The sequence below is a fragment of the Rhizobium sp. R635 genome, assembly GCF_002211285.1.
Lineage (GTDB): Bacteria > Pseudomonadota > Alphaproteobacteria > Rhizobiales > Rhizobiaceae > Rhizobium.
The window spans coordinates 207,754-226,945 of sequence record NZ_LOKX01000036.1 but is presented as its reverse complement, the minus strand read 5'-3'; the positions used below and the strand labels follow the sequence as shown (position 1 = coordinate 226,945).

17 protein-coding genes are annotated in these 19,192 nt (G+C 62.9%); 8 read left to right on the top strand and 9 right to left on the bottom strand.

Annotated elements, in window-relative coordinates:
• A partial coding sequence (locus ATY78_RS26970; RefSeq protein WP_088685343.1) for an IS4 family transposase occupies positions 1–822 on the top strand: 822 nt, incomplete at its 5' end.
• 149 nt (positions 823–971) lie between these two features.
• On the opposite strand, the gene ATY78_RS28680 is transcribed toward ATY78_RS26970, so the two are convergent.
• The 3 genes from ATY78_RS28680 to znuA form a co-directional block, all read right to left on the bottom strand.
• Positions 972–1,142, bottom strand: a complete 171-nt coding sequence (locus ATY78_RS28680) for a hypothetical protein (protein WP_190237534.1) — start codon at positions 1,140–1,142, stop codon at positions 972–974.
• Positions 1,139–2,344 carry a zinc metallochaperone GTPase ZigA gene (gene zigA, locus ATY78_RS26965; protein ID WP_088685342.1) on the bottom strand — a complete coding sequence of 402 codons (1,206 nt, stop codon included), beginning with the start codon at positions 2,342–2,344 and terminating at the stop codon, positions 1,139–1,141. Before zigA ends, ATY78_RS28680 begins: the two co-directional genes overlap by 4 nt.
• 113 nt (positions 2,345–2,457) lie before the next feature.
• Positions 2,458–3,510 (bottom strand): zinc ABC transporter substrate-binding protein ZnuA, encoded by a 1,053-nt coding sequence (gene znuA / locus ATY78_RS26960; RefSeq protein ID WP_088685368.1) that lies wholly within the window; start codon positions 3,508–3,510, stop codon positions 2,458–2,460.
• 101 nt (positions 3,511–3,611) lie between these two features.
• On the opposite strand from znuA, the gene znuC reads away from it, so the two are divergent.
• The 5 genes from znuC (at position 3,612) to ATY78_RS26935 (ending at position 7,481) form a co-directional block, all read left to right on the top strand.
• Positions 3,612–4,547 carry a zinc ABC transporter ATP-binding protein ZnuC gene (gene znuC, locus ATY78_RS26955; protein WP_088685341.1) on the top strand — a complete coding sequence of 312 codons (936 nt, stop codon included), beginning with the start codon at positions 3,612–3,614 and terminating at the stop codon, positions 4,545–4,547.
• Complete coding sequence (znuB, locus tag ATY78_RS26950; RefSeq protein ID WP_088685340.1) at positions 4,540–5,352, top strand: zinc ABC transporter permease subunit ZnuB; 813 nt, start codon at positions 4,540–4,542, stop codon at positions 5,350–5,352. Before znuC ends, znuB begins: the two co-directional genes overlap by 8 nt.
• The gene (locus ATY78_RS26945; protein WP_004679676.1) at positions 5,349–5,747 is read left to right on the top strand and encodes a Fur family transcriptional regulator; all 399 of its coding nucleotides are present in this window, start codon (positions 5,349–5,351) and stop codon (positions 5,745–5,747) included. Before znuB ends, ATY78_RS26945 begins: the two co-directional genes overlap by 4 nt.
• Positions 5,748–6,214: 467 nt before the next feature.
• The gene (locus ATY78_RS26940; protein WP_088685339.1) at positions 6,215–6,616 is read left to right on the top strand and encodes a hypothetical protein; all 402 of its coding nucleotides are present in this window, start codon (positions 6,215–6,217) and stop codon (positions 6,614–6,616) included.
• Positions 6,617–6,779: 163 nt separating this feature from the next.
• A complete protein-coding gene (locus ATY78_RS26935) occupies positions 6,780–7,481 on the top strand; it encodes an isoprenylcysteine carboxylmethyltransferase family protein (protein WP_088685338.1) in 702 nt (233 codons plus the stop codon).
• Positions 7,482–7,550: 69 nt separating this feature from the next.
• Here ATY78_RS26935 and ATY78_RS26930 read toward each other — a convergent pair whose 3' ends face one another.
• Together ATY78_RS26930 and ATY78_RS26925 are read right to left on the bottom strand one after the other, a co-directional pair.
• Positions 7,551–8,081, bottom strand: a complete 531-nt coding sequence (locus ATY78_RS26930) for a gamma carbonic anhydrase family protein (protein WP_088685337.1) — start codon at positions 8,079–8,081, stop codon at positions 7,551–7,553.
• Between the two features lie 10 nt (positions 8,082–8,091).
• Positions 8,092–8,787: a fumarylacetoacetate hydrolase family protein gene (locus ATY78_RS26925; protein WP_088685336.1), complete on the bottom strand. Its 696-nt coding sequence runs from the start codon at positions 8,785–8,787 to the stop codon at positions 8,092–8,094.
• 376 nt (positions 8,788–9,163) lie between these two features.
• On the opposite strand from ATY78_RS26925, the gene ATY78_RS26920 reads away from it, so the two are divergent.
• The gene (locus ATY78_RS26920; protein ID WP_088685335.1) at positions 9,164–9,916 is read left to right on the top strand and encodes a nucleotidyltransferase domain-containing protein; all 753 of its coding nucleotides are present in this window, start codon (positions 9,164–9,166) and stop codon (positions 9,914–9,916) included.
• A gap of 873 nt (positions 9,917–10,789) precedes the next feature.
• Here the strand turns inward: ATY78_RS26920 and ATY78_RS26910 are convergent.
• A complete protein-coding gene (locus ATY78_RS26910; protein WP_088685333.1) occupies positions 10,790–11,770 on the bottom strand; it encodes an SDR family oxidoreductase in 981 nt (326 codons plus the stop codon).
• A gap of 148 nt (positions 11,771–11,918) precedes the next feature.
• On the bottom strand, positions 11,919–12,476 hold the full coding sequence (locus ATY78_RS26905) for a DUF308 domain-containing protein (protein WP_088685332.1): 558 nt from the start codon (positions 12,474–12,476) through the stop codon (positions 11,919–11,921).
• 139 nt (positions 12,477–12,615) lie between these two features.
• On the opposite strand from ATY78_RS26905, the gene ATY78_RS26900 reads away from it, so the two are divergent.
• Complete coding sequence (locus tag ATY78_RS26900; protein ID WP_088685331.1) at positions 12,616–13,251, top strand: TetR/AcrR family transcriptional regulator; 636 nt, start codon at positions 12,616–12,618, stop codon at positions 13,249–13,251.
• A gap of 127 nt (positions 13,252–13,378) precedes the next feature.
• Here ATY78_RS26900 and ATY78_RS26895 read toward each other — a convergent pair whose 3' ends face one another.
• The gene (locus tag ATY78_RS26895) at positions 13,379–15,346 is read right to left on the bottom strand and encodes an adenylate/guanylate cyclase domain-containing protein (protein ID WP_088685330.1); all 1,968 of its coding nucleotides are present in this window, start codon (positions 15,344–15,346) and stop codon (positions 13,379–13,381) included.
• Entirely contained in the window at positions 15,346–19,104 is a 3,759-nt protein-coding gene (locus ATY78_RS26890; protein WP_088685329.1) for a FecR domain-containing protein, read from the bottom strand. Before ATY78_RS26890 ends, ATY78_RS26895 begins: the two co-directional genes overlap by 1 nt.
• Between the last annotated feature and the right edge of the window lie 88 nt (positions 19,105–19,192).

The following is a 19,192-nucleotide window of genomic DNA, read 5'->3' as shown; positions in this document are numbered from 1 at the left end:
GGGCTCAAGCGGGCCGTCGGCGAGGCGGTGCATCTGATCGACAGCAGCAGTCTGCGCCTTTCCGGAGCGGGATCGGATTGGGCACGCTTTTCCGATCAGGCCTGTGGCGCCAAGGTTCACGTCGTCTACGATGCCAATGCCGAACGGCCGATCTATGCGGCGGTGACGCCGGCCAATGTCAACGACATCACCGCCGCCAAGGTTATGCCCATCGAGGCGGGCGCCACCTATGTCTTCGACCTCGGCTATTACGATTTCGGCTGGTGGGCGAAGCTCAATGCCGCCGGCTGCCGCATCGTCACGCGCCTCAAATCCCATACCAAATTGGCCGTCACCGAGGAAAGAGCGGTTAGCCTGGTTGGAACCATCCTGTCGGATCGGGTCGGCCTCCTGCCGCAGCGCATGGCGAAAAGCCGCAGGAACCCGATGAGCGTGCCGGTTCGGGAGGTCTGCGTGCGGATCGAAACCGGCAAGATATTGCGCATCCTTTCCAACGATCTCGATGCTCCGGCTGAAGAGATCGCCGCGCTCTACAAGCGCCGCTGGGCGATCGAGCTGTTCTTCCGATGGGTCAAGCAGACGCTGAAGATCCGCCATTTCATCGGCAATAGCGAGAATGCCGTGCGCATCCAGATCGCCGTCGCCCTGATCGCATACCTGCTGCTGCAGATGGCCAAGGCAGACCAGACCACCGTCGCAAGCCCGCTCGCCTTCGCCCGCCTGGTGCGCGCCAATCTCATGCACCGACGCAGGATCGACCGCCTGTTGCGACCCGCCGGCAGCCCACCAGCCAATCCCCAACAGATGAGCCTCCAATGGTGACCAAATTTAAACCGGACACCAGTGGGACAAGCCCGAGCATGACGGAAGAAGAGTTGGCGAACCTCGTCTGGTCGTGGCTGGTGTCGGCCAGTGTCTTACCGATTGTCCACCCTCCGGTCCTTCCGTTTCCCGTCGGAAACATCTCCTCATCACCCCTGCCTGCGTGGCATCACTCGCTCCGCGACAATGCCGAGCAATCCCTTCGCCTTGCGTGCCGTTTCCTCAGCCTCATGCGTCAGCGGATGAAGTCCGTCGATCGGTGGCAGGGGATCGCATTCCTCGCAGATGCAGCGGTAGCGTTTGAGTGCCGTCGCCTTCATGCCGCCTGCCTGTTCCAGCTGGCGAAGGGATCGGGGAGGTTGCGCCAGCGCTCGGGGGTGAAGGCGTTGCTTTCCACCAGACAGGCGTCGAGTTCGCTTCTGATCCAGGCCTCGTCCATCGGATCGGCGCCGATGAAGACGATTTCCTGGCGGCGGTCGCCCCAGACGGGGTCGAGGTACGGGCTGATGGCATTGAGGAAGCCGGGTTCCTGAGGCCATTGTTCGCGAGGGACTGAAGCCCACCACAGGCCCATCTTGCCGGTGCGCACGATCGCGCCGGCCTGGCTGACCTCGCCGACATGGTGTGGCCGGGTCGCCAGCCAGAAGAAGCCCTTGGCGCGCACCACGCCCGGCCATGTCCTGTCGAGAAAGGCCTGCAGTTTCGCCGGATGGAAGGGCCGTTTCTCGCGATAGACGAAGGAGCGGATGCCGTATTCCTCGGTCTCCGGCACGTGGTCGCGGAAGCCGTGCAGCTCCTTGTACCAGAGCGGATGGGTCTCGGCCTTGTCGATATCGAAACGGCTGGTGCCGAGCACCTCCCTCAGCGCCACCTTGCCGAAATCGGCCTCGATCAGCCTTGCATCCGGATTGAGGCCGGTGATGATCTTGCGCGCGGCGTCGCGCTGTTCTTCGCTTGCCGTGCCGATCTTGTTCAGCACCACGATATCGGCGAATTCGATCTGCTCGACCAGCAGGTCGACGATCGTCCTGTTGTCGCCGTCGCCGGCCGTTTCGCCGCGGTCGGCGAGGAAATCGGCCGAGGCATAGTCGGCCAGCAGATTGGCGGCGTCGACGACCGTCACCATCGTATCAAGCCTTGCGACGTCGGAAAGGCTCTGGCCGTTCTCGTCGCGGAATTCGAAGGTGGTGGCGACGGGCAGGGGCTCGGCGATGCCGGTGGATTCGATCAGCAGGTAATCGAAGCGGCCCTGATCGGCGAGGTCGCGCACCTCCTTCAACAGGTCGTCGCGCAGCGTGCAGCAGATGCAGCCATTGGTCATCTCGACCAGCTGTTCCTCGGTGCGCGAGAGATTGGCGCCGCCATCGCGCACGAGACTGGCGTCGATGTTTACCTCGCTCATATCGTTGACGATGACGGCGACGCGCAGGCCCTCGCGATTGGCGAGCACGTGGTTGAGCAGGGTCGTCTTGCCGGCGCCGAGAAAGCCGGAGAGCACCGTGACCGGAAGTCTGTTGTCCATGGGAACCTCATTGATATTAATGTTATATCATTACATTAATGGTGACGAAAAAAGGCGGAACGGGGTCATCCGCCTCTTTCCGCCTCAGCTCTTTCCAGTATGTCGCATGAATATCATGCGCTGGAGAGGCAAGCCTTCATGCTGTCGGCGATGCCGCGCATGAGGGTGAAGTAGAGATCGGGGCCGGCCTTGAGGGTTGCGGCTTCGGGGTCGAGCACGCCCGATTTGGCGCTCGTGCCCTCGATGACGACCTTGACGAGGCGCGGCTCGAATTGCGGTTCGGCAAAGACGCAGGTTGCGCCGAGTTCGCCGACCTTGCGGTGGATTTCCGAGACGCGCTCGGCGCCGGGAATGGTTTCCGGGCTGACGGTGATCGAGCCGGCGACGCGGATGCCGTAGCGGTGTTCGAAATACTGGTAGGCGTCGTGGAAGACAACGAAGGGCTTGTCCTTGACTGGGGCGACGGTGGCGGCAAGCTCCTTGTCCAGCGCCGTCAGCTTATCGTCCAGCGCCTTGGCATTGGCCTGATAGGTCAGGGCATTGGCGGGGTCGGCGGCGACCAGCGTCGTGGTGATGACGGTGGCCATCGCCTTGGCATTCATCGGGTCGAGCCAGAGATGCGTGTCGAAGGCGCCGTGGCCGTGCTCTTCATGATCATCGTGATGGGCATGCCCACCATCATGTGCTTGCTCAGCCGCATGATCGTGGTCGTCGGCGGAAGCGCTTTCATGGTCCCCGTCGTCATGCGCCTCGAAGGCGCCGCCTTCGCGGAAGGGCAGCTTGGTCAGGCCGGCCGCATTGTCGAGCTCGACGACGCTGGCATTCGAGCCCAAAGCTTCGAGCGGTTTTTCGAGGAAAGCCTCCAGGTTCGGGCCGACCCAGAAGACGGCCTTGGCATCCTGCAGCGCCCGCGCATTCGAGGGTTTCATGCTGTAGGTGTGCGGCGAAGCGGCGCCATCGACGATCAGTTCCGGCTCGCCCACACCCTGCATGATCGCCGAAACCAGCGAATGGATCGGCTTGATCGAGGTGACGACGACGGGTGCATCGGCCGCCCGCATCGCACCGGCAAAAAGCAAAGCGGGGATCGCAAGCGCCGGAATGGCGAGGGCAGCCGGAATTCTGAGGGCCAAGCTGTTCAGGGCAGGCCCCAAGGCGCGTTTCATCATATGCTCCGCTTGAATTGCAAATGTTATGTTATTACATCAATTGCGTTATGCTATAACGTGTGCAATAGCAGGATGCAACAGCGCTGTCGGAAAATTTGATGCTCTCTCCCGCACATGCCAAGGGCGAACGGCTGGTTTCGCTCGAGAATGTCGGCGTCCTGCGCGGCGGCCGCTGGCTGGTGCGCGGCGTCGAATTTTCCGTTTCGCGCGGCGAGATCGTCACGCTGATCGGGCCGAACGGCTCGGGCAAATCGACGAGCGCCAAGGCCGCGATCGGCGTGCTGAAGCCGGACGAGGGCAGGGTGGAGCGTCTCTCCGGCCTCAAGGTCGGCTATGTCCCGCAGAAGCTTTCGATCGACTGGACGCTGCCGCTGACGGTGCGCCGGCTGATGACGCTGACCGGCCCGCTGCCGGAGCGCGACATGCAGGCAGCGCTCGAAGCCGCCGGCATCGCCCATATGATCGGCGCCGAGGTGCAGCACCTTTCCGGCGGCGAGTTCCAGCGGGCGCTGATGGCGCGCGCCATTGCCCGCAAGCCCGACCTGCTGGTGCTCGACGAGCCGGTGCAGGGGGTGGATTTCTCCGGCGAGATCGCGCTTTACGACCTCATCAAATCGATCCGCAATGCCAGCGGCTGCGGCATCCTGCTCATCTCGCACGATCTCCACGTCGTCATGGCCGAGACCGATACGGTGATCTGCCTCAACGGCCACGTCTGCTGCCGCGGCACGCCCGAGGCCGTCAGCCGCAGCCCGGAATATGTGCGCCTTTTCGGCAGCCGGGCGGCCCAGACGCTCGCCGTTTACAGCCATCACCACGATCATACGCACCTGCCGGATGGCCGCGTGCAACACGCCGACGGCTCGGTGACCGATCATTGTCACCCCGAGGACGGACATCACCCTCATGGTGCCCATGAGCACGGGCATGATCACGCACATGGGTCTCATGAGCACGCTCATGACGATCATCATGGGCACGATCATGCGCATGAACACGCCCATTCCCGCAGCGGGGAGGGCCGCCATGCTTGACGATTTCTTCGTGCGCGCCATCCTTGCCGGCGTCGGACTGGCGCTGACGACGGGGCCGCTCGGCTGCTTCATCATCTGGCGGCGCATGGCCTATTTCGGCGATACGATCGCCCATTCGGCGCTGCTTGGCGTTGCATTGTCGCTGCTCTTCGAACTCAACTTGACGCTGGCGGTCTTCGCCGTCGCCGCGCTCGTCTCCGTGCTCTTGCTCTTCCTGCAGAAGCGCCAGGCGCTGTCGGCCGATGCGCTGCTCGGCATCCTTTCGCATGCCACGCTGGCGATCGGTCTCGTCATGGTCGCTTTCATGAGTTGGGTCCGGATCGATCTCATCGCCTTCCTGTTCGGCGATATCCTTGCGGTGTCCACATCTGATATCGCCCTGATCTGGGGCGGCGGGCTCTTCGTACTGGCGGCGATCGCCTGGCTCTGGCGGCCGCTGCTGGCGGCCACCGTCAATGCCGAACTGGCCGAGGCCGAGGGGCTGCGGCCCGAGCGGGCGCGGCTGTTCTTCATGCTGCTGATGGCCGTCGTCATCGCGATTGCCATGAAGATCGTCGGCATCATGCTGATCACCTCGCTGCTGATCATACCGGCAGCGGCGGCACGCCGTTTCTCGGTCACGCCGGAGATCATGGCCGTGCTCGCCTCGCTGATCGGCGCGGCCGCCGTCGTCGGCGGGCTGTTCGGCTCGCTCACCTACGACACGCCGTCCGGCCCGTCGATCGTGGTCGCGGCGCTGATCCTCTTCATTCTCAGCCTGCTCCCCGTCAGGCGCCGCGCACTTGCGCAAGGACAAGGCTCATGACGACACCGCAACTCACCAAGAACCAGTCGCTCGTTTTCGACGTGCTCGAAAAGGCCGAAGGGCCGCTCAGCGCCTATACCATTCTCGACAAGCTGCGCGACCATGGTTTTCGCGCGCCGCTGCAGGTCTACCGGGCGCTGGAAAAGCTGCTCGAATACGGCGTCGTCCACCGGCTCGAAAGCATCAACTCCTTCGTCGCCTGCGCCCATCCCGGCGAAAACTGCCACAGCCACGGCATTGTCGCCTTCGCCATCTGCGAAAGCTGCGGCCAGGTGATGGAATTCCACGACCACGAGGTCGACCACCGGCTGATGGCCTGGGTGCGCGGGCAGAAGTTCAAGCCCGAGAAAACCACGATCGAGATCCGCGGATTGTGCGAGGCCTGCGCGGCGTAAGCGGAGGAGTGTCGCCTAGGGGCGGGAAGGATGGAGAGGGTGTATCGTGTGGCACCCCCCTGTGTCCTGCCGGACATCTCCCCCACAGGTGGGGAGATTGGCTGGAAGCGCCACTTTCCCCAACAACTAAGCATTGTGATTGTCGCTACCGTTAGAGAGGGAGCGATGGTCAAGCTTCTTGCCAATCTCCACCCTTGTGGGGGAGATGCCCGGCAGGACACAGGGGGGTGCCCCGAGCACTGCCTGTAACGCGAAGCATCGGCGCACGGCCGCCCTCCAGAACAGGCAAAACCAGGTGCAGCGGCAGTAAATTCGACGACGAATTGTACGCCCCCAAGCGCTGCCCGACCCGTGCAGGATGTAAGAATCAGAAATACTTTGTGACTAAGTTACTACAAAAGCTGCGCTTTTCGACTTGCGAGGAAAGTAGAGATGACGGATATTGCTCGCATGTTGAGGACGCTGTCATGATCCGAATGATAGAAAACCCGGCCGAGCTCGCCGGGGAAGACATCACTGGCAAATATATTCTCCGCAGGCTCAATTATCATTGGTTCGCTTATGGCAAAGCGGCCATCGTGACCGCGTGCAAGGGGACGATCCTCCATCTCGAACGGGAAGAGACGGTCCATTCCGAGCGTTGGGGCCGCCGCGCCTATACCGGGACCGGCAAGCGTTATCCCGGTGGTATTTGTCCCATCTCGGCGGTCGCCTGCGTTTGCGATACGCCCGACGACGTCAACGCCGTCATTCAGCTCGATGTCGAGGCGCAGGACGAATTCTATCAGCTGATCGCCAAGACGGAAGCCAGGGTTCGGGCGCTTGCAGCTTCTTCCGGGCAGAGCCAGTTTCTGGAGGCCGCCGAGTAGGGCGGCTCATCGATCGCTCGAACAATGCGTTGTCGGGCGCGTTTCACCTTCTAAATTCAGCGGGGGGCTGCTGGGCATCGGTCTGAAAATCGGCATCGATTTTCGGGCCGATGCGCGCTCGTGAGGAGGCACGACGCTCCAGGCTTGGGAGCGGAGAATGGCCATGACACAGCTGAAAACCGGACCCGGCCGCGCATTGGCGCCATCGCTCGGGTCGCTTGGCATCACCATCATCGTCATGTTCGCGGCGCTGTTCTGGCCGGCCGGCACGCTCGACTGGCCGCGCGGCTGGATGTTCCTCGGCCTGTTTCTCGCACTGACGGCGATCGCGATCCTCTGGATCTGGCGGACGAATCCGGAGTTGTTTGCGGCGCGTAGCCGCTACCAGAAAGGCACGAAGGCCTGGGATGCCGTGGTCGCGACGCTGACGATCATCCTCTTCGCCGCCATTCTTCCGGTCGGCGCCTTCGACGACGGGCGCTTTCATTGGGCGCCGCAGCCGGACTGGGTCGTGGTCATCGGCTATGTCCTGATGACGTCAGGCTATCTCGGCCTTACCTGGGCGCAGTCGGTCAACCAGCATTTCGAGCCGACGGTGCGCATCCAGACCGACCGCGGCCACAAGGTCATCGACACCGGCCCCTATGCCACCATCCGTCACCCGGGATACGCCTTCGCCATCGTGCTCGCCGCCGGCATGGCGCTGTCGCTCGGCTCCCTCTACGCGCTGATCCCCGTGGGGCTGCTGGTGGTCACGCTGTTCGGGCGGACGCTGGGAGAGGAGGCGGAGTTGCGCAAGGGGCTTGCGGGATATGCGGAATATATGGCGCGGGTGCGCTGGCGGTGGGTTCCGGGCGTTTGGTGAGGGCGAGACTTCGCTTCTTTTCTTTACAGGTGTGCCACACGGCACACCATCACCTCTCTTCGGCCTCATTCACCCAATCACCTTAAGATCCCGCGCAAACCGCTGCCAATTCGCCACATAATTTTCCGCCGAGCGGCGAATACCTTCCACCGCCTTCTCATCCAGCACCCGCACCACACGGGCGGGGGCGCCGACGATCAGGGAATTGTCGGGGAATTCCTTGCCCTCCGTCACCAGCGCATTGGCGCCGACCAGGCAGTTGTTGCCGATTTTCGCACCGTTCAGGATGGTGGCGCCCATGCCGATCAGCACGTTGTCGCCGAGCGTGCAGCCGTGGAGGATGGCGTGGTGGCCGATGGTGCAGCCCTTGCCCGTCGTCAGCGGAAAGCCCATGTCGGTATGGGCCATGACGCCTTCCTGGATGTTGGTGCCGGCGCCGATGGTGATCCGCTCATTGTCGCCGCGCAGCACCGAGCCGAACCAGATGCCGACATTCTCGCCGAGTTCGATGTCGCCGATCACATGCGCATCCGGCGCGATCCAGTGGAGGCCGGCGGGCGGCAGCTTCGGGGTCAGTCCGCCGAGGGCGTAAACGGGCATGGGCCTCTCCTCAGACGATGTCGACCGACAGCTTTGCGACGCCGTCGATGCCGCAGGTGATCCGGTCGCCCCTCACAACCGCGCCGACGCCGGCCGGCGTGCCGGTCATGATTACGTCACCGGGCGCCAGCACGAAGAGCTTCGACAGTTCGGCGATGATCTCCGGCACCTTCCAGATCATCTGGTTGAGGTCGCCGTCCTGAGCGCGCCTGCCGTTCTGCTCCAGCCAGATCCGGCCGTTTGCGGGATGGCCGAGGCGGCTTGCCGGCACGATCGCCGAGACGGGGGCGGAATGTTCGAAGGCCTTGGCGAGCTCCCAGGGACGGCCGAGCTTCTTGGCCTCGCCCTGCAGGTCGCGGCGGGTGAAATCGATGCCGACGGCATAACCGTAGATGCAGTCGAGCGCATCCTCGGCCTTGATGTCCGCGCCGCCCGATTTCAGCGCCAGCACGCATTCCACCTCGTAATGCACGTCTGATGACAGCGGCGGATAGGGAAAGGCGCTGCCGGCCGGCAGCAGATTGTCGGCGTTCTTCTGGAAGAAGAAGGGCGGCTCGCGCGAGGGATCATGGCCCATCTCGATCGCGTGATCGGCATAATTGCGCCCGACGCAATAGACGCGGCGCACCGGGAAGCGCTCATCGCTGCCTTCGACCGGCAGCAGAACCGGTGCGGGACGCGGAATGACGGTGGCGGGATGGGGCATGGCGGGCCTTCCTGTTCAACGAGTCTTTGGGTGATCTTAGAGCATGTCGCGCAAAAGTGTGCGGCGGTTTTGCGATAACGACATGCGTAGCAACAAAGACCTAAAGCGCAAGGAGCGAATCTGAAAGATCGCGACGCGCTTTAGACGGAAAACAGTGCGGCGGGGAAGCGTGCTTGGCGGATTGACGCTGTTGCCGGCGGGCGATAACTTACGCCCATGAGCAGGATTTTCGCAGTTTCCACGATGTCTACGACCACCGTTTGGCGGTGGGTGGCAGACGCGTGAACTGAATTCCGTTCATCGCAGAAGACACCAACCCGCCGGAAACGAGCGGGTTTTTTGTTGCCGCTCGCCTCCCGCATTCGAGGACGAGAACATGGACGATATCGAGAAACAGATTGTTGCCGAGCAGGCGCTCGCCGCCGCCCGCCGCTCTCTCGCCAGCCGTTATGCCGGGGCTGCCTTCGCCTATGTTTCCGGCTCCATCATGCGCGGCGAGGGGACCGGGTTTTCGGATATCGATCTCGTCGTCGTATTTGCGTCGCTCGACAGGGCCTGGCGGGAGTCCTTCACTGAAGACGGTTTTCCGGTCGAGGCCTTCGTCCACGATCCGCAGACGCTGGCGCATTATCTCCATCAGGATGCGGAGAGCGGTTGTCCGGTCATGGTCAACATGGTTGCGACGGGCAGCCTCGTCGGGCCGGATGTCGAGCGTGCGCGCCTCCTCCAGGCGAAGGCGGCGAGCGTTCTTGCCGCAGGGCCGAAGCCTCTCGATGGCCCGAGCTACGACATGCTGCGCTATCATGTCACCGATCTCGCCGACGACCTGCGCGGCCACCGCCCACCCGAAGAGATCGCCGCCATCGCGGCGGCTCTCCACCAGAAGCTCGCCGACCTGATGCTGCTCGGACGCGGCGCATGGGCCGGCCGCGGCAAGTGGGCGCCGCGTGTTCTGAGGGAGCTCGATGTGGAACTGGCGGCGGACTTCGATGCCGCGTTCAGGCTGGCGGTGCAGGGTGACGGCGGCCGATTCCTCGCCTTGGCCGATCGAGAGCTTGCCTTGCATGGCGGCCGCTTTTTCGACGGCTTCAGGCAGGAGGCTCCGCTGGAGGCGCGGCGGCTGGAATAGGTGCGAGTGGGAGAATGCCGCGTTCCAGCGAGAGGTGACGAGCAAGTGCGAGAACGTCGCTCCAAACTCCCTCATTCCTATGCCCGTCACAGGAATCCAGCCACGGCGCGTCTGCGCCGTGAATGACTCAATTGGGATGAAGAGAGTCTCCCGCGCCCAAGGACTTGGGCGCGCTGGATCCCTGTGACAAGCACAGGGATGAGGGAGGAGGGGTTGGCGCTCACTAGAGTCTCACCTGGGGGTGAAGGGCCACGAGCCATTGAAATAACTTGCCGATTGGATAGGGTGAATTGTATTACAATTTAAACCGGGGGATGAAAGACGAATGTCCTGTTTGCGAGTTTTCAAGAAAAATCATATTTCGATTTCTGTACTTTCCATAATTTTAGGCCTGTCTGGATGTGCCACCACCAGTAACGGTGTTCAAATTTCCGAGGATCACAGCCGGGCTGTGAGCGGAGAACGGACGAAGATGGGCCAGTCTTACAATTTGAATCCAGACTGCACCGCTGCAACGATGGCGAAGATAAAGTTGGTGCAAGCCCCGGCGCACGGCTCGGTTGAATTCGTTAGCGAAAAGATTTTTTCACATTACTCAACAGGTGCGCCCCAGATTCGGTGCAATTCCAGGAAATCTCCTGGCGTGTCCGAATATTATACTTCTAACGCCGGATACTCCGGAAAGGACGTGTATAAGGTGCGGGTGTCCTACGGTGAGGGAACGATCAAGGACGTCACGGTCAATATCAATGTAATAAAGAAATAGAGTCAGGCCGTCGCAAACTATTTCCGGCCGGTCATTCTCATCGGCAAACGAGGCGATGGCGCGTCCGCGGGTGCGCTGTCGCCATCACTCCATGCCTGCTGTCTATCCTAACCAAGCGCACCTTGCTCAGCGCAAATCCTGTCGATCAGCGCATCCAGCTCACCCTTCGGCGGGCGGCTCTTCGCCAGGCGCTGCTTGAGGTGCATGATCGAGTCGGCGAGGATTTCGTCCAGGCTCTCGGCGCAGGTGAAGTCGCCGGCCACGCGCTTGACTTTCGAATTGTCGAAAATGGCCGTCCATGCCTTGTCGCCGAGGAGCGGGCCGATCCATTCCGGATTGTATCTGATCAGCGTGTCCGTCGGCACGTGGACGATCCTGGCCTCGACGCCCAGCAATCTTGCGATCGTCTTCTGGATATCGTTCCAGATATGGGCGCGGTCGGAGGTGATGTGGAAAATCTCTTTCAGCGCCGCTGGCTTGCCGAAAAGCCCGACGAAGGGCACGGCGAAATCGACCGAGCGGGTGAGCGTCCAGGGCGTGTGGCCGTCGCCGGCCACGATGATGGGCTCGCCGTCCAGCATGCGTCTCGCCATGATGTCGCTGTCGCCCATCATGATCGGCAGGCCGGTGCGGACGGTGTGGCTGGGGCGGATGATCGTCCAGGCGAGATTGCCGGATTTCTTCAGCAGTTCCTCGCAGGCGATCTTGGCCTGGCTGTAGGGCCAGTAGGGATTGATCGCCGGCGTCTCCTCCGTGATCACGTAATGACGCGGCGGCTTTTCATAGACCGAGGCCGAGGAGATGAAGATGTACTGGCCGCAATTGCCCGAGAAGACCTCGATGTCGCGGGCGACCTGATCGGGCGTGAAGGCGATGAACTGGCAGACGACATCATAATTGGCCCTGGCGAGATCGGCATGGGCGTCCGATCCGAGTTCCCCGACGATCGAGGTCGTCCCGGCGGGCAAGGCGGCGCTTCTCAGGCCGCGATTGAAGACGCTGACATGGTGGCCCTCGGCAACGGCGCGTTCGACGCATGGATGGGAGATTTGGCCGGTGCCGCCAATGAAGAGAACTTTCAAAGCCATGGAGTGACCTCGGGGTCTATGGGCGGGAGTTCTGACCACTCTTCATAGCGCGAAAGAAGGTGGTCGTCTCCCGCAATTCTCCGCCGGGAGCATGGGAATGGGCGGCGGCGGCAATACTTCGGATCGCCGCCGCGCGGACCGGCAGCGCCTATGCATGTGCCTTGCGACGGGCCGCGACGACGAGCCAGATCGAGGACAGCAGGAAGTAGAAGGCGCCGAACCCGGCATAGGGCACGATATCGAGGATCGTCGGCGCGGCGGCGGCAAAGGACTGGCTGATCATGTAGCCGCCGGCAAGGGCCGATTGCGCGCCGCTGAGGATCATGACCCATTGGGCGCCGTAGATGCGCCAGCGCCTGACGCCGGTATAGAGCTGCAACAGGCCCGAGAGGATCGCCCAGGCCCCGAATACGGCCAGCACCGCATAGGTGCTGTGGCCGAGCGCGATGGCGACGGCAAGCGCCGTGACGGTGCTGACGGCGACATTCAACGTCTGGGACGGGTTGGCCTGCAGGCCGCCATTGACCCTGGCGTCGATCAGATTGGCGAGCGCATCCCACAGGGGATAGACCACCAGCAGAAAAGCCACGGCGCCTGGCTGCCCGGCAAGGAGAATGGCGGCGGCGATCCAGATCACCGAGAAGGCGGCGCAGGCGAAATAATAGGCTCTCAGCCAGTCGGACTGGAGGGAAGATTGAGTTTGCATCGGCGGTTCCTTTGTAATTTCCTCCCTACTAGTAGGTAGATAAGAAATAGGAGTCAACGCCGCGGCCGCACACCTTCTTGTGATGCAAGCGATGCAGCTCCAGGCTTGACAATCTGCCTACCAGAGGGTAGGCGACGCTATGAAATCAATGGCTTCGACGTCCGACAAAATCCTCGACATCGCGCAGTCGCTCATCGTGGCGGGAGGCTACAACGGCTTCAGCTATGCCGATATCTCGGCCGCGATCGGCATCCGCAAGGCAAGCATCCACCATCATTTTCCGACAAAGGCCGAGCTGGTCTCGGTGCTGGTGGATCGTTACACCAAGCAGGCGGAGGCGGGTTTGCAGTCGCTGCGCGGGCAGGCTGCAAGCCCCGCCGATCAGCTGCATCTCTACATAAACTATTGGAACACATGTATCCGCGACGCCTCGCGGCCCTTCTGCGTCTGCGCGATGCTGGCGAGCGAAATGCAGATGCTGCCGGAAGAAGTCGCCTCCCGCGTCCGCGCCCATTTCCAGGGGCTCGCCGCATGGCTGACCTCAGTGCTGCAGGCCGGCGTCGAGCAGGGCCACTTCCGGCTGGACAAGCGGCCGGAAGAGCAGGCGCAAATGCTGATGGCTTCGGTTCATGGGGCGATGCTCTCGGCGAGGGCACTCGGCGATCCCGGGCTGTTCATTGCGGTTGTGGGGCCTGAGATTGCGAGGCTGCGGGTAGCTAATGATCTGGGTAATGCTGCGCCGACGCACAGGGAGGAAGCCCCTCAGCAAGGATGAGGCTCTCTTGGGTGCAAGACAGGTTTTTTTCCCTTTGCCGGGGTGCCACACGGCACGCCCATCCACTCTCATCCTGAAATACGCGTCCCCGTCGCACTGCCGCGTCGAAGCTCAAGTCGCTGCGCGATCACTCCCCGCCTTCCGCAAGCCCATCCAGCACCATCGCATAATATCCCGCAAGCTCCGGTATATCCGCAGCCAGCGTATCAAAAACCGGATCGGACGGTGCAAGCGTGGCGGCGTATTTGGCGTCGATGAAGGCCTGGTGGGCGGTGAGGGCTTCGGCGTCGGCCTTGTGCACGACGGTGAAGACGGGTGAGGGGACGGTGCGGCCTTTGACGATGATGCGGTCGAGTTCGACGATGATGTAGGTGTTGGCGACGAGCCTTGCTGTTTCTTCGCCGAGCAGCAGCGCCACGCCGTAATTCTTCGAGGCGCCTTCGAGGCGGGAGGCGAGGTTGACGCTGTCGCCGAGGCAGGAATAGTCGAAGCGGCGGTTCGAGCCCATGTTGCCGACGATGCATTCGCCGGTGTTGATGCCGACGCCCATCTTCAGGACGTGCGGCTTGCGGCCAAGGGTGGCCGCCTCCCGCTCCAGCTGGGTGTTCAGCCTCGAAATCGCCGCCTGCATGGCGAGCGAGGCGCGCACGGCATGCAGCGCATGGTCGGGATCGTCGAGCGGCGCGTTCCAGAAGGCCATGATGCAGTCGCCCATATATTTGTCGATCGTGCCGCCGTGATCCATCACCACGTCGGAAAGCGGCGTCAGCAGCCGGTTGATCAGGCCGGTCAGCTGCTCGGGATCGTCCTTCAGCGTCTCGGCGATGGTGGTGAAGCCGCGCACGTCCGAAAACATCACCGAGAGCGTGCGCCGCTCGCCGCCGAGCTTCAGCTGGGAGGGGTCGTTCGACAGGCGCCGGACGAGATCCGGCGAGATATACTGGGCGAAGGCGCGGGTGATCTGGCGCTTGTTGCGGCGCTCTTCGGCAAAATCGAAGGCGGCCTGGCCGAAGACGACGGAGATATAGGCGACCGTTGGCCCGAGCGGCGAGACGAAGACATGGGCCAGCCGGATGCCCGCGAAGCTGACGGCCGCAAAAGCGAGGAGGGCGGCCGCGCTGGTCACGACCGTCAGCCACCCCGTCGAGCGCCAGACGGTGGCGGCGGCAAGCAGCACCGATATCAGGATGCAGGCGGCAACCGTCGGCAAGCGGGCTTCGGCGATCGACAGGCCATTGCGGATGTTGTCGTAGATCGTCGCCTGGATCTCGACGCCCGAGACGAGCTTGCCGGTGTGGACGGTATAGGGTGTGGCAAAGGCATCGACGCCGCCCTTGTCGATCGCCGGCGCATTCTGCAGGCTGAGGCCGACCAGCACGACGCGGTCCTTGAAATAATCCGGCGGCAGCAGGTTCTTCGGGTCGAGCGCCTGGTAATAGGAAACGGTGGGATAGCTGCGGGCCGGGCCGAAGGATTGGATCAACTGGCCGGCCGGCACGGAGGCGCGTGCCGCTCCCGCTGTCTTCGCGAGCATTGCCGCAAAGCCGTCCTCGTACCCCGGAATGCGCCGGAAGATGCCGTCGCCGCTGAGATCGATCGAGGCGATGCCGGTGACGGCGCCCGCTTGCGTTAGCTGCGGCAGCGGTGTGGCGCGGATCAGCTGCGAGGCCTGCGGCGTCTCGATCAGCGTCTCGTCGCCGGCGAGCACGATATCGGGGCCGACCGCGGCGGCGATCGCCGCGTCATTATCCGGGTTCGAGGGCTCGGCCATGATGATGTCGAGGCCGACGACGCGGGCGCCGGCGGCGCGCAACTGGCTGACGAGTTCGGCATGAAGGCTGCGCGGCCAGGGCCATTGCGCGTTGATATCGGCAAGCGAGGGTTCGTCGATGGCGACGATGACAGGCCCGCCCTGCGGCGGGCGGGGATCGTCGACGGTCGAGAGATAGTCGAAGCTTCTGAGCTCCAGCAGCGACCAGGCGGGCAGGCGCGACAGCAGCGAGATGGCGATCAGCGTGGTCAGCGACAGCACCAGGAGCCGGAGATGACGGCTCCTGATCTGCCTGGCCTGCCGGGGCTTGTCCCGCACCTGCATCAGAAGCGGACTTTGAGCGTGCCCTTGAAGGCGCGGCCCCAGCCGGGCACGCCGGGGGTGATCTCGAAGTCCTCGTCGAGCAGGTTATAGGCGGCCGCCTCCAGCTCCATGCGCTTGTCGAAAGGTTCCCAGACCAGGTGGGCGTCGAGGCTCCAATAGTCGTCGAGCTTGGTGCCGAACCGATCGCCATCGCGCTCGCCGAAATAGTTGGCGGCAACGGTCGCCTTGACCTTGGCTTCGTTGACCCAGGTCAGTGCAATCTGCCCTGAATTCTGCGGTATGAAGGGAAGGGGGCCGCCGTAGATCGGCTCGAGCGGATCCCTGTTTTCCGAATCCATATAGGCGTAGGTCGCCGAAAGGCCGAAACCATGGCCGAGCACGACGTTGGCAGTGACCGCGGCGCGATCAATCCTGCCGCGCGAGATCGGAAGGCTGGTATCCGAGGGAAGCGAGATCAGCGGCAGATCGATCGAAAAATCGTGCAATTCCTGATGCTGATACTCGACCGAAGTGAAGAAACGGTCGGTCCATTCGGCATCCCACTGCAGGGCGACCGTATCCGTATAGCCTTGCGGATTGGTGGAAAACTGGTTGGTCTGTAGCCCGAGTATGCCGATCGGGGCAAGGGTCGGCACGGTGGTATCGAAGCTTTGACGCATGAAGGCGGCACGCAGCCAGTGGCCTTGAGCCGGCGCCCAGGCGAGGCCGAAGCGCGGCTCCAGCCGGCTGATATCGATGCCGTCGCCTTCCAGGCGTGTGGCGAACAAGGCGTATTCGCCTTTGAGATCAGGCGTGATCTCATGCAGCACATCGACATAGGCGCGGGCGATATTGACGGTGTTGCTCGTGGTGGTCGGACCGTCGATGATTTCCGGGATGAGTGGGACGAGAGGAACGAGTTCATAAAGGCGGGAGTAGGTGGTCTTGCTGGTGTCGATCCAACCGCCTTCGATACCGTATCGCCAAGTCAGCGGCCCGCTGCCGATGGAATGGTTGAGAGCACCGATGTAGGTTCTGGAGGTCGTGTCCTCTCTCGTATCCAGAACCGGAATGATGTCCGGGTCGGGCAGGGGTAAAACCGGGGCATCGTCGACCTGAAGAGAGATTGCCGTCCGCGACTTGATCTCCGAATAAAAGAATGCGCCGTTTAATATGTTTTCGTAGGCAAAGGTGTGGCTCCAGCCAAGCCCAGCGTTGGTTATCTCGTTGTCAACATCGCGGCCGACATATTCCGGCAATACCGTCGTCCTGATCGGAAAGCCTGCCAGATTGAACAGGTCCGTCAGTGTCGTGCCCTGCGTCTGCGCGCTCAGTGTTCCATCGTTTTTGGCATGGTTGACGAAAGCGACCACGCGATCGTCAGGCGTGACGGTTGCCGTCAGATAACCGTTGGCGCTCAGCAGCTTGTTATCCGTCTGGACACCGCCGAAATCCCGGTAGTCGCGATCAAGCGCCAGCTCTTCCCAGCTTAGATTGCCATAAAAGCTGATGGGGATGGTCTCATTGGAATAGCCCTGGATATCGGCCTCGCCGGTGCGCCTCGTATGGCCGTCGACGCTGTTGATGCCGCCGCCGAGCGAGCCTTCGATGAAGGGCACGTCGAAGAGTGATGCCGAGCGCGAACGGCCGGAGAGCATGTGCGGAGAAATCAGCAGGCCCTGGATGAAAGATGAATAGCTCGACGCGTTGCCGCGGTTCTGGATGATATTGTCGTCGCTGAAATTCGTGGCGTTGACGAAAGGAAAGATGCTGCCCTTGATCGCCTGATCGATATAGCCGCTGCCTTTGAAGGGATCGAAAACCGCATCGCCGTAATAGCGGCCCCAGGCATCCAGGCCCTGTAGCCGGAAGGCGTTGTTCAGGGTCGAGCCGGCGCTCGCATTGGCGCCGAGGCCGCTGTAATCACCGCCACGGGCGCGCGAGCGGCGCAGGAATTCCTGCGCGTTGCGGATGGCGCCATCTGAATCGTAGTCGTCGATATCGATCGCGGTGCGGAAGGCCGCGATGACCGGATCGTCATCGTCGAGACGGTTGGCGTTGTCGAGCGCCTGCTCGGAGGGAAGCCGGTCGCCCTTTTCGTAGTGTGCGGCTGCCAGCATGAACTGCGACTGCGAATGCGCGGGATTGGCGGTGCTGGCGGCGAGCAGGTCTTGCAGGGCCTTGTCGCGTTCACCGGTCTGAAGATAGTAGCGGCCGCGGGCAAGCAGCGCGAGATCGAAGGAGGGGTCGAGGGCGATCGCGGTGTCGATCTCGCGCTTGGCTTCCTTCATGCGCGCCTGGTCGAGATAGAGGATCGCGAGGTTCGCGTGCAGGAGCGGGTCCTGCGGATCGAGCTCGATCGCCTTCTTGAAGGCCGTTTCCGCCTCGCCGTTGGCATCGCGCGAACTCTGCAGCAGGCCGAGTGAATTCAACGTGCTCGACCCGCCGGGCGCGAGTTCGATCGCACGATTGAGATCGGCAAGCGCACCGTCGATGTCGCTCTCATAGTTCGCCTTGTAGCCCGCGCGGGCGGCGAGCGCCATCGGATGATCAGGGTCGAGCGCCAGCGAGCGTTCGATCGCTTCCTTCATCTGCTCACGGTCGTCGGTGAGCTCCGCCAGCTGGGCGCGCACCGCCGGCAGGGTCGGATCGTCCGGATAACGCTGTTCGGCTTTCTTGATGATCTCGAGCGCGGCGCGCGGGTTTTCCAGGAAGCCCGTCGTATAGGCATGCATGATCGCGCCGTAGGGGCCGGCGCTGTTGGCCGGCGGCGGTTCGGCATGGGCGGGGTCGGCGAGCGAACGGGCGAAATAGCCGCCATATTGCGCCATGTTGCGGCGTGTCGGATCGAGATGCGGCAGGGCCTTCTGAAAGAGCCTGGCGGCATCGCCATAGCGCTTTTCCGAGCCGGCGATGGTGGCGTCGATCAGGTCGACGCGTGCCTGCTGGGCTGCCGTCAGCTTGCGGCCGCGGATTTTCTCCAGCGTCGCGGCCGCGGCTTGGCGACCGTCGAAGGCGCTCTGCACTTCGGCAAGCTCCAGCCAGTCTTCGCTCGTGCGGCGCTCCGGCGGCAACGCCAGCAGGCGGCGGCGCTCCTTCGCCATGCGGTCGGCCCGCAGCGGCGAGGTCGGCATCAGGTCGAAGCCGTCGCGCAGGTCCAGATAGAAGAGCATCTGCTCGCGGTCGTCGGGATTGACGCTGATGATCTTGGTCGGCGCCTGGCCGATGGTGGCGACCGCCCCTTCGCCCTCGTTGACTTCGACGCTGCCTTGCGGATTGCTGAGCGCCACGCGGCCTTCGAGCACGATCATCGAGGTCTTGGCGCCCTCGACGGTCATCGTCCAGTCCGTGCCGCGGATGGCGGCTGCGGCGGCCGGTGTTTCCACGGTCAGGCCCTGGCCGCCGCGCTCGGCGCGCGCCCAGATGGTGCCCGATTGGAGATTGAGCACTGTATCGCCGCTCGCGGCCATCTTCTTGACCTGCAGCGAGGAATTGCGGCCGAGGCGGACCTGTGTGTGATCGGAAAAGACGATGGCAAGCTGGCCGTTAGCATTGGTGCGCAGCACGTCGCCGGTCAAAAGATCCTGGTTGATGTCGACGACGCGCCAGTCCGATACGTCGATGAAGCGAACTTCCTCGCCGGTCTTGCGGGCGATGACGGAGCCGGCGACCGGTGTTGCACGCTGCACGGGGTCGGCCATTGCCGGCAGCCCGAAACCGGGCACGGCAAACGCAAGCGCCATCCCGACGCGACAGATGTTATTGGAATAACCCCGCATGTCCTCGACCCCACACCCCGCTTCCCCTTTGTCCGTGTAGAGTGAAAAAGTCAAGCACGTTGCACACGTGTTCTTGCTTTCGTTCCAA